A 20,247-nucleotide genomic window follows, 5' to 3' on the forward strand; every position below is an offset into this window, starting at 1 on the left:
ATGCTCCTTTTACGATCGCTTCTTCAGCTTAAAAAGCGGCTGCCCATACTCCACCACTTCTCCATCTCCCACCAGCAATTCAACAATTTCACCATCTACATCCGCCTGAACTTCATTAAACAGCTTCATCGCTTCTACAATGCAGACAACTTGTCCTTTCTGGACAGTGTCCCCCACTTGAACGAGCCGTTCTTCGCCTTCGTTAGCACGCGTGTAAAAGGTGCCCACCATTGGAGAAGTAATGACTTCTTCCTTCGATACAGCTTCATCCTTCGCTGCTTTATCTGTTTGTTCATTTGATAGCAGCGGATCGGATACTGATACACCGACTTCTTCCTTTTGTACCTTATCTTGGAGGATAGGCTGTTTTTCAAGCTTTATCTTCATTCCTTCATATTCAAACGTGAAGATATTGACACTCGACCGGTCAATAATATTCACCATTTCCTGAAAGTCACTCATTTTAATCATGGGCTGTCTCCTTATACATTCATTCAAATGACCATTTCTTTAACAAAAGAGCGGTACGAATTTGTTTGATTTCCTTTTCGCGTTCCATGTAAAGCTGTTCTGCTTCATAAAGCGAAATTTCTTGAAAGCGGACGCAGTCTCCCGGCTTCATTTGAGCGATGACCGGTAAATCGGCCGCTGCAATTTGTCCAATTCTCGGGTAGCCGCCGGTTGTCTGACGGTCTGCAAGCAGTACAATTGGGTTGCCATCACTCGGCACTTGAATCGTTCCATTGGCTACCGCTTCAGACAATAATTCAAACGGCTGTTTTAGCCCGAGAGAAGCACCTGAAAGACGGTATCCCATCCGGTCCGACTGCGGGGTAATTTGAAATTCCTGTTCGAAAAACTGCTTTTGGGCAGATTCCGAAAACTTCTCAAATTCGGTTCCTTTTAAGACACGGACCACACTTTTATTGACATAACGTTCAAACGGCACATACCAGTCAACTGACGCAAATGACCTTTGTTCCAGCTTGCTTTGAAGGACCTTTTTTATTTTACGGGAAAAGCTGTTTTCCTCTCCCAGCGGAATCAAATCACCTTCCTGGAGAGCGCGCCCTTTAAAGCCGCCAATTTCCCCGCGTATATAGGTGCTTTTGCTGTTCATCACATTTGGAATGGAAAAGCCGCCTGCCACAGCAACGTACGCGCGGCATCCCACTTTACAGCCGGTGAACGAAAGAACCGTATTCTTTTGTACAAAAATGGGTCTCCATAAAGGAACGGGATTTCCATCGATGACCGGGTTTAAGTCTCCGCCCGTAATGGAAATCAATGTGTCTTCGTTAAACTGAAGAGATGTACCCATCATCGTTACTTCAATGGCTGCTTCTCCCTCTTCATTTCCGACTAATACGTTTGCGAGACGAAGCGAAAGCGAATCCATTGCGCCGCCAACCACAACTCCGTACTGTTGAAATCCGTATCGCCCTAAATCTTGAATCGTTGCCAAGAGTCCCGGGCGGATGATTTGTACACTCATTGCCATCTCTCCTGATACTGGTCATATTCTTCCTTGGTGATCGGTATGAATTTCACGATGTCACCCGCCGACAGAACACTTGGCTGATCACGGTCCGGACGGAAAAGAGCCATCGGTGTCCGTCCGATCAACTGCCATCCGCCCGGTGTAGAAATCGGATATACGCCTGTTTGGCTGCCTGCTATTCCAACACTGCCGGCCGGGATAGACGTGCGCGGTGACGGCCGGCGCGGGGCATGTATTTTTTCAGAAAGGCCGCCCAGGTAAGGAAAGCCCGGCGCGAATCCGATCATGTAAACGGGATACTCGGCCGATGCATGCAAATGAATCACTTCGTCAACTGAAAGGTTGTTATGAGCTGCTACAAAATCAAGGTCCGGTCCAAAATCATTGCCATAGCAAACGGGAATTTCTACAATCCGCGGCTTGCTTTCTTCCTCTTCAACAAGTACCTCTAACATCCGTTCTAAGATCGCATGAACAATTTGAAAGGACGTTTTTGCTTTTTCCCCATATGCCTGTTTAACGATAAAGGGGTCATAAAAAACCGTTACACTGGCAAAAGCAGGTGTACATTCAATAAATCCGGAGAATGATTCATGCTGAAGCTTTGATGCTAGCGCTTTCACTTTTTTATTGATAGACGGGCTGATTTCGGCTCCAAATTGAACAGTTATCGCCGACTCCCCTAATGCTTTCATTTGGATTTCTTCCAGGTTATTTTTTATCGTTTGAATCAATCTCACCACCTTCGTTCCAAATATCGGAACAGTAATTCTTATTTTCGGAATATAGAATCATTATAATTATCAGAAAAATGAAATGCAAGAAAAATAAAAAGCGACCAGAATCTTTCCTGGTCGCTTTTAGTATTACCATTCGCCGTTAAAAAACGCTTTCCCGGCTGAAGGAGTTGTGTAGTGATTGTTTTCACCGCTTTGCCAAATGCGCTCACCTTCTGCATTTTCATACCAAAACTTAAATGAGTATGAACGGTCTGCTGCAAGATTTACGGAACCGCTCCAGCTGCCATCCGTATTTTTAGTCAGCTCATATTTATACTGCTCCGGATTCCAGCGGCCCATTTCCCCACGGTCTCCAACTACATACACACGCTTTGCTTCTTTCGGGACATTTGAAACCGTAAATGTGACGGGCATTTGCACTAACGCCAGCTTATCCTTCATCATACGAAATTCATGAGTCGGATTGCCTGCTTCATCAAATAAATAATTCATGCGGAGTAGTGTAAAACCATCAAATCCATAGTTAAATACCATTTCTGCTGCGTTGTTAAAGCCCCACTCATTATTAATCAGTGCCAGTGCGTTTTCGCCATTCAGCGAAATGCCCCGCTCATTCGCGAGTGTGGCGATTTGGGTTACAAGCGTTTTGGGTGCGCTGTAATAAGGGGCGGTTTGCGCATTGTTGTCATCCATTTCCAAGCAGGTGAAGGTAAGGGCAAGATCTGCTTTTTCCACATGATCCAGCAGCCTGCCATACTCATAGTAGCCTGTGCTGTATTCCGCTGCATGCGGCATTTCCGGGTCATTCATTTTCCAGTGTACACCTGAAATTTTAATCCCGATCGGCACATCAAATGTACGGTCAAACTGTTTATGGGCGGCTTTTGAGATGTTCTTCATATGTTTTTCTAACGCACCCTGATACCAGCTCATAAACTCCTGACCGTACCCCGGCTTGTAAGCATCACCGCTCGTAAAAAATGCATCTCCATTTGCTGGAGGCTCGATTTCAGCCCAGCTCTTGTACGCTGTGCCCCACGCTGCGTTGAGCTTTTTCACATTTTTGTATTTCGTTTTCAAATAATCTTGATAGTCTTTTTTTGCTCCTTCTGTATAAGCCTGCAGCTGCCCTCGCTCAGGCCATTCCCATCCGTCCGCAAATTGATAAGACGGATACCGAAGTTCACCGGCTGGTCCGCCGCTCAAGTAAATCTTGACAATCAAGTCTTCCTCATCAGCAAACTGCCTCGCAAAAGCACGGTAAAATTCCTCATACTGCTTAGCTGTCCCTTCCCACCAGGGAGCCAGTGCTTCTTTATTAAAGTAACCGCTTTCACTTTTGAAGGCCATATTTTCAACACTGTCTTTTTTCCACAGCCAGGATGGAATAGGATAATTACAATCATCTCCGACATTGCCGCCGCACTGATGGGTGGACATAATCGGCACCCATTTTAATCCAGACGCCTGGACAGCCTGTGCGTATTTCTCATAATAAGACCAGTCGAATTGATTATCTCCTTTACCTTCTACCATTCCCCACCAGATGTCTGTAGTGAGCGCGTAAACACCGTTTTCCTTCATCGTTTTAAGCTTTTTTTCAAATGCTTCCCAGTCGGTAATTTCCGTTAGCGGTGCCATCACATAAAGCTTGTACTCTTTCTGTACATCCGCCTGAGCCGGCTGTACACCCCCAACCGCAGATACAAACAGTAAACTGAACAGCAGCCATCCGTACCATACTTTCCTCACTTAACACGACCTCCTTCGTTTTGTGCAAACGTTTGCAATTTAAAGCAAAAAAAGAAGCTCATTCCTTCTTTTCAAAGAAAGTATAGTAAATGAACTTCTATTCAGTCAATCCTGTTTTTAAAAATGAATCTTTATAGCTAGATTAAGAGAGCACTCTCCGCTCTATATCTGCATCTTTTGGCTTTCTGACGATTTTTCCGTACCGATAGTAAACAAACGCCGCGGCTACAAAGCCGATCACGGCTAAAAAAGCATCAAAAATAAAAATAATCGCGATGTTGCCGGTTTCGGATAAAAGTCCAGTCAATAGGGGCATCACAATGGCTGCCAGCCCTCCTGCTGTCGCAACAATTCCTGTAACCGTACCTTTTTTCTGCCAAAACAGCTCTGTTATGACCGTAATCGCAAGCTGGAAAATACCAGCTGTTGAAAAGCCGATAAAAAAAGCTGTTACCACGGCGACGGCCGGAACTTTCACCATTAAAATCGTTGTGATCGCGATAAATGTCATAATTGGGTAAATGACAATCACAGTGACCGGACGAACCATTTTTTTCAACAATATAGATAAAGAGAGAACGGAAATAAGCGCTCCGATACTGTAGTAGCTCAACAATTTTACTGCACTGTCTGCGGCCATTCCAAGCACTTCCTCCCCGTAGCTTGGCAGCCAGATTTGCGCGACTGTAAACAATCCGGTCGATGTAAACCCGATGATCACAAGCGCAATCCCTTCACGTGAAAATCTCGGTTCTGATAAAAACTTCGACTGGCCGGCGTTTTCAGCTGCCTGGCTGGCCACAATGGCCCGGTGATCCGGAAATGTAACCGTCATGAGAAACAGCATGTTTACAAAGAAAATAGCCGCCGGCACAAAAAAAGCATAACTGTACGATGCGCCCTGATTGGCAAAAAACAAAATCATAAATGGCAGCAGCGCCGCCCCGAGAGAGATAAATGCCTTGACCATTACATTGGCAGAGCCGCTCGAACGCGGAAAAATTTCAACCAGGCCAGGATACGAGCCTGAATCCATTGCTGAGTTTGCGACTCCTGCTAAAAGCGCAAACATAAAAGCTACTTCATAAACGGGCGACAGTGGAATGCCCACAAGAAAAATCCCCATCGCAAGCGCCGAAAAAATCACAAGCGGCTTCCGCCCAAACCGGTCCGAAAGATGGCCGGATAATGCGTAAGTAAGCAGCTTCCCGATCCCGATTGCACTGATAATGTAACTGATCCCAGCCTTGTCTGTATCCCATTGCTCGGATAATGAGGCCATATTGGATGATAGAATAATATTGACCATACCAAGCAAAAAATAGTTTACATACAGGCCGGAAGCAGCTTTTGTATATGTATTCATCGTAACCACCCTTCTTTCTACAAACTTTTTTCATTATAGCAAATATTCCAATTTCCTGTTTTTCTACAATTTGTCTTGCTTAACGCCTCTGTTACCACTAAAATACAAATAGTGTATTATTACACTAAACAAAACATATATTTATAAAAAGTGAAAATGTATGGAGTGTAATATGACAGAAGGGATGTGCATGGATGAATACAAACAAAGGAGTTTTTTACTTTTTTAATTATGGATTGGTTCCATTTCTGCTTGCTTTGCTTGCTGCCGGAGGACTTCTGATTTTTGAGCAGTTAACAGTGGTTTTTGCTGTCGTCTTTGCAATTGGCGGTTTTGCTGCCGGCATGTGGGCAGGCAGTAAAGCAATTGTCAGGCCGCTGGATATATTTCTTTATCCGCTTCTTTACACACTTGGATTATGGGCGGCGTGTATGATTGTAAGCAAAGGCTTTTACGGAGCAGACGCATGGTCCTTGTTTGCTCTGCTGCATCTTCCGTTCGGGCCTGCGTACTTTTTCTCTTCGCTTTATGGAATTGGCTATTTATTTATTATGATTCCTGCACTGTATGAACTCGCTTTTTTAATCGGCTTTTTGGCCAGAAATCGAAAGCTGAACATTCAAGCTGTGAGAAAAATGATTCTGACAGCAGCAGCGATAGTCCTTTTTGCCGGAACAGGCTTATTTATCACATGGGAGCGGGCTAAAACGGTCCTCCCTTCTCATGGATTTGATTATGAAGGAGGCAACTCGAGTACAGATTTAACTCCTTATAACGTGACCAATCCAGACAACATTCTTCCCAAACTGAATGAAAAATCTTTGTTTTGGATCGATAAGCGGCAAAATATGCTTGTACTTGATGGTGCTGAAGCGGCGTTTCCTGTTTACTCCGCTTTTGCACAGGCCGTTTATAAAAATGCAAATCAAAACAGCGATTTTATTACGTTTACCAATACAATCCATGCCTATGAACGGCTGATTCGAGGGGAGACAGATATTTATTTTGGTGCTGAACCGTCTAAAGCTCAGCTCAAAATGGCCAAGGACGCCGGGGTCGAGTTAGTGATGACTCCGATCGGCAAAGAGGCGTTTGTATTTTTTGTTAATCAGCACAACCCGGTTCAAAACCTTTCAACTAAACAAATTCAATCCATTTACAGCGGCGAAACGAGAAACTGGAAAGAGGCAGGCGGAAACAGCCAGCATATTCTTGCTTTTCAACGCCCTGAAAATTCAGGAAGCCAGACGTGGCTGCAGAAAATCATGGCGGGCAAAACAATCATGACTCCTGTAAAAGAAGAAGTGCCGGAAGGGATGGGCGGTATTTTAGAAGAAGTCGCTGACTACCGCAATTACAAAGGAGCGATTGGCTTTTCTTTTCGTTTTTTCGCTTCCGGCATGCAAAGCTATGAGCAGCTCCGCTTTTTGTCCATTGACGGTGTAGCACCGATTCCACAAAATATAGCAGATGGAAGCTACCCTTTTACCGCCACTCTTTACGCCATTACGCTAAAAGAAAATAAAAAGCCTTCCCTGGCGCCTTTTCTTCAGTGGATGCAAGGCGAACAAGGGCAGCAACTGGTTGAGGAAACCGGTTATGTGAGGCTAAATCAATAAGTTAAGAGCAGGCCGCCGCCGGCTCGGCACAGACAATCCGGTTGCGGCCAGCCTGCTTTGCTTTATAAAGCGCATGATCCGCTTCTTTAAGCAGCTGTTCAGGGATAAACTCATCCGATGTAGCCAGTCCTGCCGAAAACGTAACGGGCACTTGGACATTATTCACGGAGACCGGTTGGCTGGCAACCGTTTCACGAATTCGTTCAATGGCCGCCAGCGCATTTTTTTTCGTACAGTCCGGCAGAATGATAACAAACTCTTCGCCTCCGTACCGGGCTACAATATCCACGCTGCGCACATTATTCAGCAGCCTCCCGCTCACTGCCTTTAGCACGCAGTCGCCGACAATGTGTCCGTATGTATCATTTACCTGCTTAAAATGATCAATATCAATGAAAACTAAAACAAACGGCTTTTTTCCACGCTTTCCAGTTGAAAACTGCTGAAAGTAAGCCATAAATGCCCCGCGGTTATACAGCTTCGTTAATGGATCTCTCCTGGCTGATTCAAGCAAATGCTGTTTGGACAGAAATTCACGGCGCAGGTCGTGGATCATCCAGACGATTAAAAAGCTGAGCAGGATGCCTGCCGGCAGAGCAACCGGTGTTATTTCAACTAAATAGGTCCGGGCAGGAATTACACCTAAAAAAGCAATAAACAACACATTTACACTGTTTAAAGCTAAAACCGTCCAAATCACTTGCTTGAGCGGGTCCCAGTTTGAAAAAGCAGTACGTAAAATAACGCCTGCTGCTGAAACAGCCACTGCCGCCCAAAAGCCTGAGAGGGCTGCTTCATTTACACCAAAAGACAAACGGGCCAGGCCAATTCCCAGTCCGGCCAATAAAATACATTCTTTTTTCCGCATAAACAACACGGCAATAATAATAGGCACAAAGCGAAGATCAAAAATAACATGGTCATTCAGATGGATGCCAAAAAACATAGAAGCCCATCCTGAAAACACCAGCATGGCTGTCAGCAGGCTGTTTTTCAGCCTCGGTCCGGCGTTAACTAAAAATTGTTTATATACCAAGCCGCCCATCGTAATAATAGCCATCAATACGGATGCATTCATGACAAATTCTTTGATGTTCATCATACCGTTTCCCCATCTCTCTTTGTGTCATTTCTTTATGTGCTTTACAAACGGTTTAAAGTGCTGCTCCCGGGTGAGGCGTATTTTCCTTTTTAGCCAGCCGCCCTTTACATTTGCTTTTCTTATTACAAGCAGGTCTTATCCCATACAAAGTGTCATTTAACCCTTCAAATCTAATTCTTTCGAATCGATATATTAGTCCCTTTTCTGCACATTCCTCTACCTTATACCCCCTTTTCAGTTATTTAGCACTATTAAACACAAAAAAGACACCTGGAATGTGCCAGGTGTCTCTCTCTTTTAATTTTTCAGCCACTCTTTTAACTCAAGACGGCGTACCTTGTGCGTAACAGCCGGATCATTTTCAGCCAGCTGAAGTGCTTCTTCATATGTATCGGCTACATACACAACCATTCCGCCGGATCCGTCAGCAAAAGGCCCTTTCCCAAACACTTTGTTTTCTTTTTCAAGCTCCGCCAGATACTCCAGGTGAAGCGGCCGTACTTCCTTGTTTTTCTCTGGATCGATCATGTGCAACAACGCTGCATAATACCCCACGTTTATTCCTCCATTCGATTCTGAATACTCTGTCAGTATAGCAGAAAAAAAGGAAAGATAACGGTTACGAGTTTAAGATTTTTTGCTCTGCTGTTTTATAGCTCTCCTGCCCCTCGACCGGTCTTTTTTTCTTGAAAAAGAAAGAAAGGATCAGCCCGCCGGTAATAAGCAGAGTCAATAAAAGCTGAGACTTCATAGAATCAATAAAAATCATAGATATTAAAATGATCCCAATGCCGGCAATCACCGCATACGTGATATACGGAAAAAGCCACATTTTCATTTCAAGCTGAATATGTTCATGCTCTGCTTTTTTTCTCAGCCGCAAATGGGACACCGCAATAGCCAAGTACACAAGTAAAGCAATGGCCCCCGATGCATTCACAAGGAAAAGAAACAATTTATCCGGAGACACAAAGCTGAAAACAGCACATACATAAGCAAGAACGGTGCTGAGCCAGACCGAACGAGCCGGTACGCCATGCTTATTCAGCTTGAGCAGCATTTTTGGCGCATCTCCTTTTTTCGCCAACGAATACAGCATTCTGGAATTGGTATAAAGCGCCGAATTCAAGCATGACAGGACCGCCACAAGCACGACTGCGTTCATAATTTGAGCGCCGCCGGGAATCCCCGCCATCTTCAGCATGGTCACATACGGGCTTGTTAACAGCTCCGCTGAATTCCACGGCAGGAGCATGACTAAAATGGATACAGAGCCCACGTAAAAAATTAAAATACGCCATACGACACTGTTGATCGCCATCGTTGTAGACTTAACAGGATCCTTCGATTCACTTGCCGCAATAGCCGCAATCTCCGCTCCAAAATAAGAAAAAATAACCGTTACGACTCCAACAAAAACCGAGCTGAATCCATTTGGCATAAAGCCGCCGTTTCCTGTTAAGTTAGATAAGCCTGGTGAATTGGTTCCCGGAATCCATTGAAATAAAATAGCGAGACCAACAAGCATAAATACAACAATCGCTGCTACTTTAATCATGGCAAACCAGTACTCAAATTCACCAAACGACTTTACTGAAAAAATATTTGTTAACGTTAGAAGGAACGTCAGAATTAAGCTCCAGACCCAAATCGGCACGGCAGGCACCCATTGATTCATAATGGCTCCGCCTGCTGTTGCTTCAATCGCAATGACAATCAGCCAGAAAAACCAGTAGAGCCAGCCGACCGTATACCCTGCCCACGGGCCAATTGCCTGGCGGGCGTAGGTGGAAAACGAGCCGCTGTCCGGATTTGCCGTTGCCATTTCCCCAAGCATTCTCATTAGAAAAATAACGAGAAGGCCGGCAACCGCATAGGACACAATCGCCCCCGGCCCGGTCGCATTAATCACGGAACCGCTCCCGACAAACAAGCCGGCTCCGATAATGCCCCCGATGGAAATCATGGAAATATGCCTGGTTTTTAATTGATTGGTTAACTGCTGCTCTTTCATTCTTTCCCCTCCTCTGTTTTTCAAAGGTGCATAGAAATGTACTTTACCTCCACGTATTCATCGAGCCCATAATGCCCGCCTTCACGGCCAAGTCCGCTTTGTTTCCAGCCGCCGAATGGTGCTTGGCTCACAGATGGCAGTCCATCATTGATTCCGACGATTCCATACTCCAGCCCTTCACTGATCCGAATCGCATCGGACAGGTTTTTCGTGTACAGATAAGCGGCTAACCCGTATGGCGTATTGTTCGCCCGGCGAATCACTTCATCCATCGTTTGAAACGTGGCAACAGGAGCAAGCGGGCCAAATGTTTCTTCCTTCATGCACAGCATATCATCTGTTGCACCGGCAATCACTGTCGGTTCAAAGAAAGTACCCTGTCCCCCGTGCTCACGGCCGCCGGAAAGAAGAAGAGCCCCCTTTAAAACAGCATCTTCTACATGAGCCTTTACTTTTTCGAGAGCAGCTTGATTAATAACAGGACCGATATCGGTACCAGCATCGAGCCCATTTCCTACTTTCAGCTTTGAAACGGCCTCAGCGAGTTTTCCTGTAAACGCCCCGGCGCATGACTCATGAACAAATACACGGTTTGTACAAATGCACGTCTGTCCTGCATTGCGGTATTTCGAGGCAATAAGTCCTTCAACCGCCTGATCGAGATCCGCATCCGGCATCACGATAAAGGGAGCGTGGCCGCCAAGCTCTAGTGACAGCTTTTTCATCGTATCTGCCGCTTTTTTCATCAATAGCTTGCCAATACCCGTCGAACCCGTAAAAGACAGCTTGCGGATACGGCCGTCTTTCATCCATGTATCACCGATTTCTGCTGGATCGCCCGCTACAACAGCAAGCACATCACGGGGAATGCCTGCTTCATAAGCCAGTTCGGCCAGCTTGAAGGCAGTCAGAGGCGTGAATTCAGAAGGCTTTACAACGACCGTGCATCCGGCCGCAAGTGCCGGTGCCACTTTACGGGTAATCATCGCGGCAGGAAAATTCCATGGCGTAATCGCTGCAACTACGCCGACTGGCTGCTTTTGAACGATAATCCGCTTGTTTCGGTCTGAAGCCGGAATGGTCTGTCCATACAGGCGTTTCCCTTCTTCCGCATACCAGGAAATATAGCTGTTCGCATACCGGATTTCTCCGAGGGCTTCTTTCAGCGGTTTTCCCTGCTCCTTTGTCATCAGCTTTGCGAGTTCCTTCTCTGACTGGCTGATCAGGCGGTGCCAGTTCATCAAAAGAACACTGCGCTCTTCCGCTGTCCGCCCCGACCATTCCGAAAAAGCATTGTGTGCAGCGTCTGCTGCCTGCTTCGCTTCCTTTTGTCCTTGTTTTGGCAGCCGGCCCACGATCTGGCCGGTTGCCGGGTTGATCACTTCGATGATGTCAACAGCTGCTGCGTTCATCATTCCCCCTCACTCCCCATTGCCTTTTCTACTTCCTGCAAAGCTGTATTTAAGCTTACAATCAGTTCCTTGATTTCTGTTTCGTTAATGATCAGCGGCGGTGCAAACACAAGCGTGTCCTGCCCATCAAATGTGACGGACCGGCAAATCAATCCGTGCTTTGCTGCCTCGGCCACCACTGTTGGCGCAAGCGGCTCGCTGCCAGCCGGCGTGGCCAGTTCGACCGCACCCATTAATCCGCGCGCCCGTACGCTGCGCACAATAGAACGCTCTGCTTTGATCGCCTCAAATCCTTTGAGCAGCTCCGCTCCCATTCTTTCTGCGTTCGCAACAAGCCCTTCCTGCTCAATGATTTCAATGTTTTTTAAAGCAACAGCACAGGCCATTGGATGTCCGCTGTATGTGTATCCATGCAGAAGCGTCCCTGTAGAAAGATCACCCAGTTCTTTATAAAGCGACTCAGAAAACACGACACCGCCAAGCGGTGCATATCCGCTTGTAACCCCTTTTGCAAAACACATCATGTCCGGGACAACTTCATCGTGTTCAATACCGAAAAATGTACCCGTGCGGCCGAAGCCGGTAATGACTTCATCTGTGATAAACAAAATGCCATATTCATCACAAATGCGGCGAACCTCTTTGAAATATCCGTCCGGCGCAATATGAACGCCGCCTGCCCCCTGAACCGGCTCAGCCACAAATGCAGCCACTGTTTCCGGCCCTTCTTCTTCAATAACGCGGCGCAGCTCTTCTGTGGACATGTGATCTGCATAATGAAAGTCCGGCGCGAGTGAATTCGTAAAATCACGGAATGGCTTTAAGCCGGTTGCGCTGGTCGCCCCAATATTGACGCCATGGTACGCTTTTGTTCTGGAGATAATTTTCTGGCGATCGGGCTGCCCTTTTAACAACCAGTAGTGACGTGCGAGTTTATAAGCTGTATCATTGGCTTCTGATCCGCCCGAAGTGAAAAACACCGCATTTAAATCACCGGGTGCAAGCTCCGCGATTTTGGCCGCCAGACGGATAGCCGGCTCATTGCTAAAGGATGCGAAAGACGAACTGAATGCAAGCTTTGACATTTGTTCTAACGCTGCTTCCCCTAGTTCCCTTCGCCCATGGCCGACATTTACATTCCAAAGCGAAGACATTCCATCGATTACTTTTCTGCCGCTTTCATCATGCAAATAAACGCCTTTTCCTTCTGTGAAAATAAAAGCGGGCCCGCTTTCCTGCTGTGATTTCACAGCGGAGGTAGGGTGAAAAAAGTGCTTTTTATCTAATTCTAATAGTTCCTGTAACTTTGCTTTTTCTTGAATCATGGTGATCTTCCTTCCTTGTTTAAATTGCTTAAATTTATTATTTCAAAAAATCTACATTTTGAAATTACTATTGTCAGATTTTATAACAAACTTCCTTTAGACTCTTTTAAATCAATAAAAATTCCTCTTAATGGAATCGCTTACAATGTTAGATGATAAAATTTTATTATTTTAATATATTTTTGTAAAATCTTGCATCTCCTTTGTTTTACTTATTGCAAGAAGTGTGCCAACAGCCGGATGTGCTATACATTCGCGTTTGTTATTTCTTTTGATTCAAAATGAATCAAAAAAGGAAAAAACCGATTCAAAATGAATTAATTTAATTCATTTTGAATCGGTTTTTATTTTTTGAAGCCGGCGGACAACAGTCGGCTGGCTGATCCCTAATGTTTTTGCCATTTGGTAAGTGGAAAGCCCTTTTCTTTCTGCTTGCCGCAGCCATTGCGTTTCCACATCAGCGATCATTTCTTTTAGTGTTTTTCCTCCCTCCTCAAACAGGGAGAGAGAAGACCATTGTTCAGGCTGATCAGGTGTTTCCATATGGAATGACAACAGGCCCGGTGAAATCACAGGCTGGTCAGACATAATAACAAGGCGTTCGATTGTGTTTTCAAGCTCCCGCACATTTCCCGGCCAGTGGTATGAAAGACATTTTGCCATTGTTTCTGAATGAAGACGCAGCGCTTTATTGTACTTTTGATTAAACTGTGTTAAAAACAGATCGACGAGCATTGGAAAATCTTCTTTTCGTTCACGCAGCGGGGGAATTTCTACCGGCACAACATGCAGGCGGTAAAATAAATCTTCGCGGAATTCTCCTTTTTCCACCAGCTGTTTTAAGTCACGATTGGTCGCAGCAACGAGCCGGAAATCGACTTTTGTACTTTTGATGGCTCCAATTTTTGTAATTTCCTTTTCCTGAAGGACTTTTAACAGCTTCACCTGCATTTCAAGCGAAAGCTCACCGACTTCATCCAAAAACAAGGTTCCTTTGTCTGCAGATTCAATCAATCCTTTTTTGCCTCTTTGACTTGCACCAGTAAAAGCACCAGGCTCATAGCCAAACATCTCCGATTCCGCCAGGCTTGCAGGAATAGCTCCACAGTTCACTTCAATAAACGCCCCGTCATGCCGCCCGCTTTCCTGGTGGATGGCCCGGGCAAAAATGGTTTTACCTACTCCCGATTCCCCAGAAAGCAGAACCGCTGCTTCACTCGGAGCCACACGCCACATCGTTTCGCGTGCTTTTCTCATTTTCGGGCTGTTTGTGGCGAGACGGTCAAAAGCTGTTTCCTGTTCGCGCAGTTTTTCGATCTCCGACTCGTAACGTTCAACTTTTGACTGCAGCTTCTCATAATCTTCCTTGAGCTTTTGAATTTCTGTTAAATCATGGGAAAGGCTGATTACACGGACGATATTCCCCCCACGGTCAAATACGGGAATGCCTTTCGCCATGATCGTTTTCCCGACCGCTGTTTTTTGCATAAGCTGCACTTCCTGTCCCTGCTCAAGCACTTTCACGGTAACGGATGGTGAAAAAATATTTTTTTGTTCCAGCTCGTAAACGGAGCGGCCGATCATAGATTCCGACGATTCTCCGTAAAATTCATCGCTGTTTTTGATAGCGCGCAACACAATTCCGTTGCCATCCGTTACAATGATATTATCATTGGATGCATGCAATATCGCTTCAAGCTCAAGTTCTAGATGCGTATGGTCCATCGCAATCACTACTCCGTTTTTTTGTTTTATTGTATCAAATGAAAAATAGAGCGACTACGGAAGAAATGGATGAATAACAAATGGATATTAAACACTTGCAATATTTTATCGAGGTTTCAAATTTCAACAGCTTTTCAAAAGCAGCCGATCACTTGTTTATCACGCAGCCGACTATCAGCAAGATGATTAAAAACCTGGAAGCGGAGCTTGGCGTGGAATTGTTTGACCGTTCCCGCAAAAAACTGGTACTCACCGACGCAGGCAAAATTTTATTGGAGCAGGCAAAGCTCGTTAACAAAGCATTTGGCAATCTGGAAACCGAGCTTGATAATTTGCTGGAGCTGAAAACTGGACACATTCGAATCGGCCTGCCGCCCATTTTTGATGCACACTTTTTTTTGAAGGTCGTCGGATTGTTTCATGAAAAATACCCTGGTATTACGTTTCAGCTAAAAGAAGAAGGTTCAAAATCTATTGAAGATGCCGTGGAACAAAACGAGCTGGATGTTGGTGTGATTGTTCTCCCTACACAAGATGAACTGTTTCATCACTTTGCCTTTATGGAAGAAGATTTAATGCTCATTCTCCCTACATCCCATCCTCTTGCCGGATGTGCGGAAATCGATCTGGCATCACTTTCATCTGAATCCTTTATTTTATTTAATAAAGACTTTGCGCTGAACGATCGGATCATTTCTTCCTGCAATGATGCCGGATTCCAGCCCCGTGTGATTTCTGAAAGCTCACAATGGTCATTTATCGAAGAAATGGTCGCTTCAAAGCTTGGCATTTCCCTTCTTCCAGAAAGCATATGCCGGCATTTAAGCGATCACGTTTGTACAGTGAGAGTGGTCAATCCATCGATTAATTGGAATTTGGCTATTATTTGGAGAAAAAATCAATATTTATCCTATGCAGCCAAAGAGTGGCTGTCATTTACTAAGAAAGAGCTTTCAAAAGCGGCCTCTACCCAATGAAGCCGCTTCCTTTCATGCTGTTTATTTATGAATGAAAACATTTACATAGATAAAAGCTATACTGAAAATGAAAAACAACCATTTTACTTACATTGTAAACGGGCGTACACTGAGAGCGTGATTCCAACATGGAAGGATTGAAAACCATGAGCGCAGTAAAAGAAGCGATCAAAACACGTGAAAGCCGTATTGTACATACCGACCAAGTATTGTCATGCGATTTAAATAATTATCAAACTTTGTTCGGCGGCGTGCTGATGAAAAAAATCGACAGCGCTGCCTGCCTGTCCGCAAGACGCCATTCTCGCGTAAAACAGTGCGTGACTGCTTCAACCGATTCCATCGACTTTTTAGATTCGATTCGTGAAACGGATTCGGTTTGCGTTGAGTCGTTCGTTACTTATACAGGCCGGACATCAATGGAAGTGTTCTGTAAAGTGATTGCCGAAGATATCGGCACAGGCGAACGCCGTATTGCAGCCACTGCTTTTTTAACCTTTGTAGCTATTGGCGAGGATAAAAAGCCTGTCGAAGTACCTGGCGTTATTCCTGAAACCGAAGAAGAAAAGTTTTTATTTGAAACAGCAAAAGACCGTGCGGAAATGCGTAAAATCCGCAGAACAAAAAGCAAAGAACTTGCTGAATACATGACTCTTAAAAAACCATGGGACAGATAAAGGAGGAACGAGAATGATTACAACATTGTGCAGTATTGATGAATTAAAAGAAGCGAAAACAGCGCTTGCCGATTTGCAGGATTCTTATCCTGCTCTTTGTGAAAAATTCGTTCATGTAGCCGGATTAACACGCTCACTTCAGTTAAAGTATCAATATATGGGCTGCTTGATTATGGACGAAAATTCTGATGACTGCATCCCAAATATCCCATACAGCTCTGTGCTTCGCCTTTATAAAAAAGAAGTTCAAACGCTGAAAAACGATGAGCACATTGATGCCTTGAAAAAGCTTTTCCGTTCATTTAAAGACACGGGCTATGCGAAAATCAGCCTGCTTGCTCTTGGCCGTTCACCTGAATCTCTTATCGGGGCATCAAGCGTAAAATAAACAGAACCGGGAGAACTCTTCCCGGTTTTTTTGTTTTTCAGCAGGCTTATATTCAAAAAGCAAAAAGAATCTCCTTTTTACGAGAGATTCTTTTTTTCTGCCAGCTGATCGACCAGCTTTTCTGCTGTTTTGCGGTACATGTTGCTCATATGAACAAGAGCCAGGATCTGCATGATCTGGCCAAGCTCATCGGTACGAGCCGTAATGTCTTCGATCCGGCCGGCAATGTCTGCCCTTCCATGCTTCACATTATCAGCCGCTACCGTTAAAAATTCTTCATAGAAAGAATCCAAATCAATGTCACCGATCCGCTCATTAATACCGGAGAGAGTTGTTTTAATATCATTGATCGACAATGACCCTTTCAGCTGGTAAATGAGGCTGATCAGCAGCAGATGCTCTTTCGAATACTTTTTTTGCTGAATAGGAAACAACAGTTTTCCTTTTGCATAATTGTTGATCATTGTTTTTGTTAATACTTTTTCTTCTTCATTCCGCGTCGAGCTTTCGAATGTTCGTTCGAATAATTGAATAACCTGATCCATGTATAAGTCAATACTCGGTATCTTATCCGGTGTCAACTGGTTATCAAGATGAAGTTCATTTAAAACGTCTGTCAGTTTTCCCACATAAACACCTGCTTTTTAGATCGTTATATTACTTTTATTATAAGGGAATATCCTCCACATGTAAAACTTGACTATATAACATAATAAAAGTATTATGTTATGTAGTTATTAAAACTACATAGAACAGGAGGAACGTCCATGACCTCTCTTATTCGCGAACCAATCAATGCCCTTACTCACTGGTTTGGAGCGTTTTTATCTGTAGCTGCTCTTGCTGCGATGCTGCTTAAGGCTTCTACAACCGGCTCTACACTCGCCCTTCTAGCTGTATCGGCCTTTGGCATCAGCTTAATTCTTTTGTACTCAGCTTCTGCGCTTTACCACTCCGTTATCGCGTCTGACGCGGTGATTGCCTTTTTCAGGCGCTTGGACCATTCGATGATTTTCGTGCTCATCGCAGGCTCTTATGCACCCTTTTGCTTAATCAGCCTGCATAGCCGGACCGGGTTGATTTTATTTTGGATTGTCTTAGCCGCAGCTGTTTTAGGTATTTTGTTTAAAATGATTTGGTTTACCTGCCCGAGATGGATGTCAACCGCTCTGTATATATTCATGGGCTGGATGGCTGCGTTTGTTTTTTCCCCTCTTGCTTCAAGCATGGAAACTGGCGGTCTTGTCCTGCTTGTAGCTGGCGGCATTTTTTATACGATCGGCGGCATCATTTATGGTCTGAAGCCGTCCTGGATGCAATTTGGACAGATGGGCTTTCATGAAATTTTCCACATTTTTATTTTGCTTGGCAGCCTCGCTCACTTTTGGAGTGTGTTTCTTTACGTCCTTTAATTTCAATAAAAAACCACGGGCTCGCGAGTCCCGTGGTTTTGTCCGGTTTTATTCAAAGTCTGGTCCCTGACGGTGTTCCGTCCCTTCTTGATACGAGTAAGCAAGCTTGATCAGTGTCGGCTCGCTAAACGCTGTCCCAAGCATCTCCATGCCAATCGGCAGTCCTTCATTACTGAATCCGATTGGAACCGACATCGCTGGATAGCCTGAGAATGGGCTTAATTTAGGATTTGGCCCGCCGCCCTGATCACCGCCAATTTTTTGCGGCAGTATAGCCGAAGTGGGATACACTAAAGCGTCTATATCCTGTTCTTCGTACACTTCCATTAAACTTCCAGTCGTCATTTTAGGACGATTTACGATGATGTCCTGATAAGTGGCATCTTCTTCTAGAGATACTTTCGCATCCCGCGCTTTCATTGATTCTTCCATTGCAGGGTGATATTTTCCGCTCGCGATAATCTCACTCAGCGTTTTTACAGGTGCATTTTCTCCAAGCGACGCTAAATAATCATTTAATTGAAATTTAAACTCATAAGAGCTTAAGCTTGGGTAAGCCATAATTTTATCCAGGTTTGGAATGGTAACGTCTACCACTTCCGCTCCAAGTGCTTCCATATCATCAATCGCCTGCTCGGTCGCTTCAATAATCTGCTCGTCTTCCCCAAACAGAGCTTTGACAACGCCGATCCGCGCGCCTTTTAACCCATCTTCATCCAGGTAATCGGTGTAGCTGTCCGGAATATGGCCATTGCTTTTTTCCGTGATCGGATCCGCCTCATCGTAACCAACAATTGCATCCAGCACAACAGCCGCGTCTTCCACAGTTCTAGCCAGCGGCCCGCCCGTGTCCTGCGTCAGTGCAAGCGGAATAATGCCATCCCGGCTGGCAAGACCCATTGTCGGCCTGATTCCAACCAGGTTGTTGAAAGAAGCCGGTACCCGAATCGAACCGCCTGTATCTGTTCCCAGTCCTGCTGCCGCAAAGTTTGAAGCAACAGCAGCACCCGTTCCACCGCTTGAGCCGCCGGGATAACGTGTTAAGTCATACGGATTCAAAGTCTGCCCGCCCAATGAACTGTATGTATTAAACCCAAAAGCAAATTCATGCAGGTTTGCTTTGCCGATAATGACGGCACCTTCCTCACGCAGCTTCGCTGTCTGGAAAGCATCATCCGGTGCCATCGATCCTTCCAATGATAAGGAACCAGCTGTAGTTGGCATATCGGCTGTGTCATAATTATCTTTTAACACAATAGGAATGCCATGCAGCGCTCCTCGAATTTTTCCTTCTGCCCGCTCTCTATCAAGCTGTTTTGCGGTTTCGATCGCTTGTGCGTTCACGGAGATCATTGAGTTGATCTTTGGCCCCTGCTGGTCAAACTTTTCGATACGATCCAAATAAAAACGGACCAGCTCCTCTGAACTCAATTCTCCTTCTTCCATCGCAGCACTCATTTCAGCAATGGTTGCTTCTTCTATATCGAACTGCTCAACCAGTTCTTTTTGGAGAAAGTGAAACAGCCGTAAAATGGTTGCGGCAGATTGTTCACGTGTCATATGCAAGGCCGGATTGAACTTGCCGTTCGTGTCGCCATACATAAATTCAGCTTTTTCAACCGCTCCAATCGAACCGGCGAACGCCCCTTCATCCTTTACATCCTCGAACGATTCGGCTGCAGACGCAAGCTCCGCGGTTTCGGCTAAAATTCTGGCAGCCTGCTCGCGCGAAACCGGCTCGTTTGGCCGGAATGTTCCATCACTGTAACCGGCAATCCAGCCTTTTTCCGCCGCTTTTAAAATCGCAGGGCCTAATGTGCTTGCAGCAGGAACATCTTTAAATGTTTTCGAGGAACCTTCCGGGAGCTCCTCTCCACCAGCTGACTCGTATACAGCCACAACGAGCCGGGCAAATTCCCCTCTTGTCACAGCCTGTTTCGGTTTAAATGTGCCATCTATGTATCCACTGACTAAACCACGCTCTTTTGCTTCTGTTACTTCTGCTGCCAGCCGTCCTTCTACATCTGAAAACTCGGCTCCCGCTGTTGTCGCAAACACGCTCAGCCCCATCGTGATACTTGCTGTAAATAGTGCTGCTGTTTTACTTTGTTTCTTCATGCCATCTCCTCCTCTAGCTATCTACTTTTTAAATTAGCAAATCCGAGTTCTCATTTCTCTTTTCATGTCATATTTCCTTACACGATTTAATAAAAGCCTTTTTTACTTGATTGGGAGGA

General features: G+C 45.1%; 18 protein-coding genes. 5 read left to right on the plus strand and 13 right to left on the minus strand.

All coding sequences use genetic code 11. The annotated features are described in order from the left end of the window. Positions 1 to 9 precede the first annotated feature (9 nt). From accB to L2D08_RS11095, 5 genes are all read right to left on the minus strand, one after another. Positions 10 to 471 carry an acetyl-CoA carboxylase biotin carboxyl carrier protein gene (gene accB, locus L2D08_RS11075; protein WP_242233837.1) on the minus strand — a complete coding sequence of 154 codons (462 nt, stop codon included), beginning with the start codon at positions 469 to 471 and terminating at the stop codon, positions 10 to 12. A gap of 19 nt (positions 472 to 490) precedes the next feature. After that, on the minus strand, positions 491 to 1,495 hold the full coding sequence (locus tag L2D08_RS11080) for a 5-oxoprolinase subunit C family protein (RefSeq protein WP_242233838.1): 1,005 nt from the start codon (positions 1,493 to 1,495) through the stop codon (positions 491 to 493). Next, positions 1,492 to 2,196 carry a 5-oxoprolinase subunit PxpB gene (pxpB, locus tag L2D08_RS11085; protein WP_242233992.1) on the minus strand — a complete coding sequence of 235 codons (705 nt, stop codon included), beginning with the start codon at positions 2,194 to 2,196 and terminating at the stop codon, positions 1,492 to 1,494. The genes L2D08_RS11080 and pxpB overlap by 4 nt, the downstream gene beginning before the upstream one ends. Positions 2,197 to 2,367: 171 nt before the next feature. Then, the gene (locus L2D08_RS11090; protein ID WP_242233839.1) at positions 2,368 to 3,993 is read right to left on the minus strand and encodes a family 14 glycosylhydrolase; all 1,626 of its coding nucleotides are present in this window, start codon (positions 3,991 to 3,993) and stop codon (positions 2,368 to 2,370) included. A 142-nt stretch (positions 3,994 to 4,135) separates the two neighbouring features. Further along, positions 4,136 to 5,359, minus strand: coding sequence for an MFS transporter (locus tag L2D08_RS11095; protein ID WP_242233840.1), 1,224 nt, complete (start codon positions 5,357 to 5,359; stop codon positions 4,136 to 4,138). A 194-nt stretch (positions 5,360 to 5,553) separates the two neighbouring features. On the opposite strand from L2D08_RS11095, the gene L2D08_RS11100 reads away from it, so the two are divergent. After that, entirely contained in the window at positions 5,554 to 6,978 is a 1,425-nt protein-coding gene (locus L2D08_RS11100; RefSeq protein WP_242233841.1) for a PstS family phosphate ABC transporter substrate-binding protein, read from the plus strand. Between the two features lies 1 nt (position 6,979). On the opposite strand, the gene L2D08_RS11105 is transcribed toward L2D08_RS11100, so the two are convergent. The 6 genes from L2D08_RS11105 to L2D08_RS11130 form a co-directional block, all read right to left on the minus strand. After that, positions 6,980 to 8,080 (minus strand): GGDEF domain-containing protein, encoded by a 1,101-nt coding sequence (locus L2D08_RS11105; protein WP_242233842.1) that lies wholly within the window; start codon positions 8,078 to 8,080, stop codon positions 6,980 to 6,982. Positions 8,081 to 8,377: 297 nt separating this feature from the next. Continuing rightward, the gene (locus L2D08_RS11110) at positions 8,378 to 8,635 is read right to left on the minus strand and encodes a YciI family protein (protein WP_242233843.1); all 258 of its coding nucleotides are present in this window, start codon (positions 8,633 to 8,635) and stop codon (positions 8,378 to 8,380) included. Positions 8,636 to 8,699: 64 nt separating this feature from the next. Then, the gene (locus tag L2D08_RS11115) at positions 8,700 to 10,094 is read right to left on the minus strand and encodes an amino acid permease (RefSeq protein WP_242233844.1); all 1,395 of its coding nucleotides are present in this window, start codon (positions 10,092 to 10,094) and stop codon (positions 8,700 to 8,702) included. Positions 10,095 to 10,114: 20 nt separating this feature from the next. After that, positions 10,115 to 11,509, minus strand: coding sequence for an NAD-dependent succinate-semialdehyde dehydrogenase (locus L2D08_RS11120; protein ID WP_242233845.1), 1,395 nt, complete (start codon positions 11,507 to 11,509; stop codon positions 10,115 to 10,117). Then, positions 11,506 to 12,831 (minus strand): aminotransferase family protein, encoded by a 1,326-nt coding sequence (locus L2D08_RS11125; protein ID WP_242233846.1) that lies wholly within the window; start codon positions 12,829 to 12,831, stop codon positions 11,506 to 11,508. Before L2D08_RS11125 ends, L2D08_RS11120 begins: the two co-directional genes overlap by 4 nt. A 327-nt stretch (positions 12,832 to 13,158) precedes the next feature. Further along, positions 13,159 to 14,556, minus strand: coding sequence for a sigma-54 interaction domain-containing protein (locus tag L2D08_RS11130; protein WP_242233847.1), 1,398 nt, complete (start codon positions 14,554 to 14,556; stop codon positions 13,159 to 13,161). An 80-nt stretch (positions 14,557 to 14,636) separates the two neighbouring features. Here L2D08_RS11130 and cidR point away from each other — a divergent pair, with 80 nt between their 5' ends. From cidR to L2D08_RS11145, 3 genes are all read left to right on the plus strand, one after another. Next, positions 14,637 to 15,533 (plus strand): cidABC operon transcriptional activator CidR, encoded by an 897-nt coding sequence (gene cidR / locus L2D08_RS11135; protein WP_242233848.1) that lies wholly within the window; start codon positions 14,637 to 14,639, stop codon positions 15,531 to 15,533. 146 nt (positions 15,534 to 15,679) lie between these two features. Further along, entirely contained in the window at positions 15,680 to 16,210 is a 531-nt protein-coding gene (locus L2D08_RS11140; protein WP_242233849.1) for an acyl-CoA thioesterase, read from the plus strand. A 13-nt stretch (positions 16,211 to 16,223) separates the two neighbouring features. Further along, positions 16,224 to 16,598, plus strand: coding sequence for a hypothetical protein (locus tag L2D08_RS11145; RefSeq protein WP_242233850.1), 375 nt, complete (start codon positions 16,224 to 16,226; stop codon positions 16,596 to 16,598). A 77-nt stretch (positions 16,599 to 16,675) separates the two neighbouring features. Here the strand turns inward: L2D08_RS11145 and L2D08_RS11150 are convergent, their stop codons facing one another. Then, a complete protein-coding gene (locus tag L2D08_RS11150) occupies positions 16,676 to 17,227 on the minus strand; it encodes a DUF1836 domain-containing protein (protein ID WP_242233851.1) in 552 nt (183 codons plus the stop codon). A 138-nt stretch (positions 17,228 to 17,365) separates the two neighbouring features. Here L2D08_RS11150 and trhA point away from each other — a divergent pair, with 138 nt between their 5' ends. Further along, the gene (gene trhA / locus L2D08_RS11155) at positions 17,366 to 18,010 is read left to right on the plus strand and encodes a PAQR family membrane homeostasis protein TrhA (protein WP_242233852.1); all 645 of its coding nucleotides are present in this window, start codon (positions 17,366 to 17,368) and stop codon (positions 18,008 to 18,010) included. A 48-nt stretch (positions 18,011 to 18,058) separates the two neighbouring features. Here trhA and L2D08_RS11160 read toward each other — a convergent pair whose 3' ends face one another. Continuing rightward, the gene (locus L2D08_RS11160) at positions 18,059 to 20,128 is read right to left on the minus strand and encodes an amidase family protein (RefSeq protein WP_242233853.1); all 2,070 of its coding nucleotides are present in this window, start codon (positions 20,126 to 20,128) and stop codon (positions 18,059 to 18,061) included. Positions 20,129 to 20,247 lie beyond the last annotated feature (119 nt).

This window comes from Domibacillus sp. PGB-M46, from assembly GCF_022668875.1.
GTDB lineage: Bacteria > Bacillota > Bacilli > Bacillales > Domibacillaceae > Domibacillus.

Excerpts from the sequence above, each read along its gene's own strand:
- pxpB (WP_242233992.1), bottom strand. The coding sequence starts at position 2,196 with ATGAAAGCATTAGGGGAGTCGGCGATAACTGTTCAATTTGGAGCCGAA.
- L2D08_RS11145 (WP_242233850.1), top strand. The coding sequence starts at position 16,224 with ATGATTACAACATTGTGCAGTATTGATGAATTAAAAGAAGCGAAAACA.
- L2D08_RS11115 (WP_242233844.1), bottom strand. The coding sequence starts at position 10,094 with ATGAAAGAGCAGCAGTTAACCAATCAATTAAAAACCAGGCATATTTCC.
- trhA (WP_242233852.1), top strand. The coding sequence starts at position 17,366 with ATGACCTCTCTTATTCGCGAACCAATCAATGCCCTTACTCACTGGTTT.
- accB (WP_242233837.1), bottom strand. The coding sequence starts at position 471 with ATGATTAAAATGAGTGACTTTCAGGAAATGGTGAATATTATTGACCGG.
- L2D08_RS11105 (WP_242233842.1), bottom strand. The coding sequence starts at position 8,080 with ATGATGAACATCAAAGAATTTGTCATGAATGCATCCGTATTGATGGCT.
- L2D08_RS11080 (WP_242233838.1), bottom strand. The coding sequence starts at position 1,495 with ATGAGTGTACAAATCATCCGCCCGGGACTCTTGGCAACGATTCAAGAT.
- L2D08_RS11130 (WP_242233847.1), bottom strand. The coding sequence starts at position 14,556 with ATGGACCATACGCATCTAGAACTTGAGCTTGAAGCGATATTGCATGCA.
- L2D08_RS11140 (WP_242233849.1), top strand. The coding sequence starts at position 15,680 with ATGAGCGCAGTAAAAGAAGCGATCAAAACACGTGAAAGCCGTATTGTA.
- L2D08_RS11095 (WP_242233840.1), bottom strand. The coding sequence starts at position 5,359 with ATGAATACATATACAAAAGCTGCTTCCGGCCTGTATGTAAACTATTTT.
- L2D08_RS11100 (WP_242233841.1), top strand. The coding sequence starts at position 5,554 with ATGAATACAAACAAAGGAGTTTTTTACTTTTTTAATTATGGATTGGTT.
- cidR (WP_242233848.1), top strand. The coding sequence starts at position 14,637 with ATGGATATTAAACACTTGCAATATTTTATCGAGGTTTCAAATTTCAAC.
- L2D08_RS11120 (WP_242233845.1), bottom strand. The coding sequence starts at position 11,509 with ATGATGAACGCAGCAGCTGTTGACATCATCGAAGTGATCAACCCGGCA.
- L2D08_RS11125 (WP_242233846.1), bottom strand. The coding sequence starts at position 12,831 with ATGATTCAAGAAAAAGCAAAGTTACAGGAACTATTAGAATTAGATAAA.
- L2D08_RS11160 (WP_242233853.1), bottom strand. The coding sequence starts at position 20,128 with ATGAAGAAACAAAGTAAAACAGCAGCACTATTTACAGCAAGTATCACG.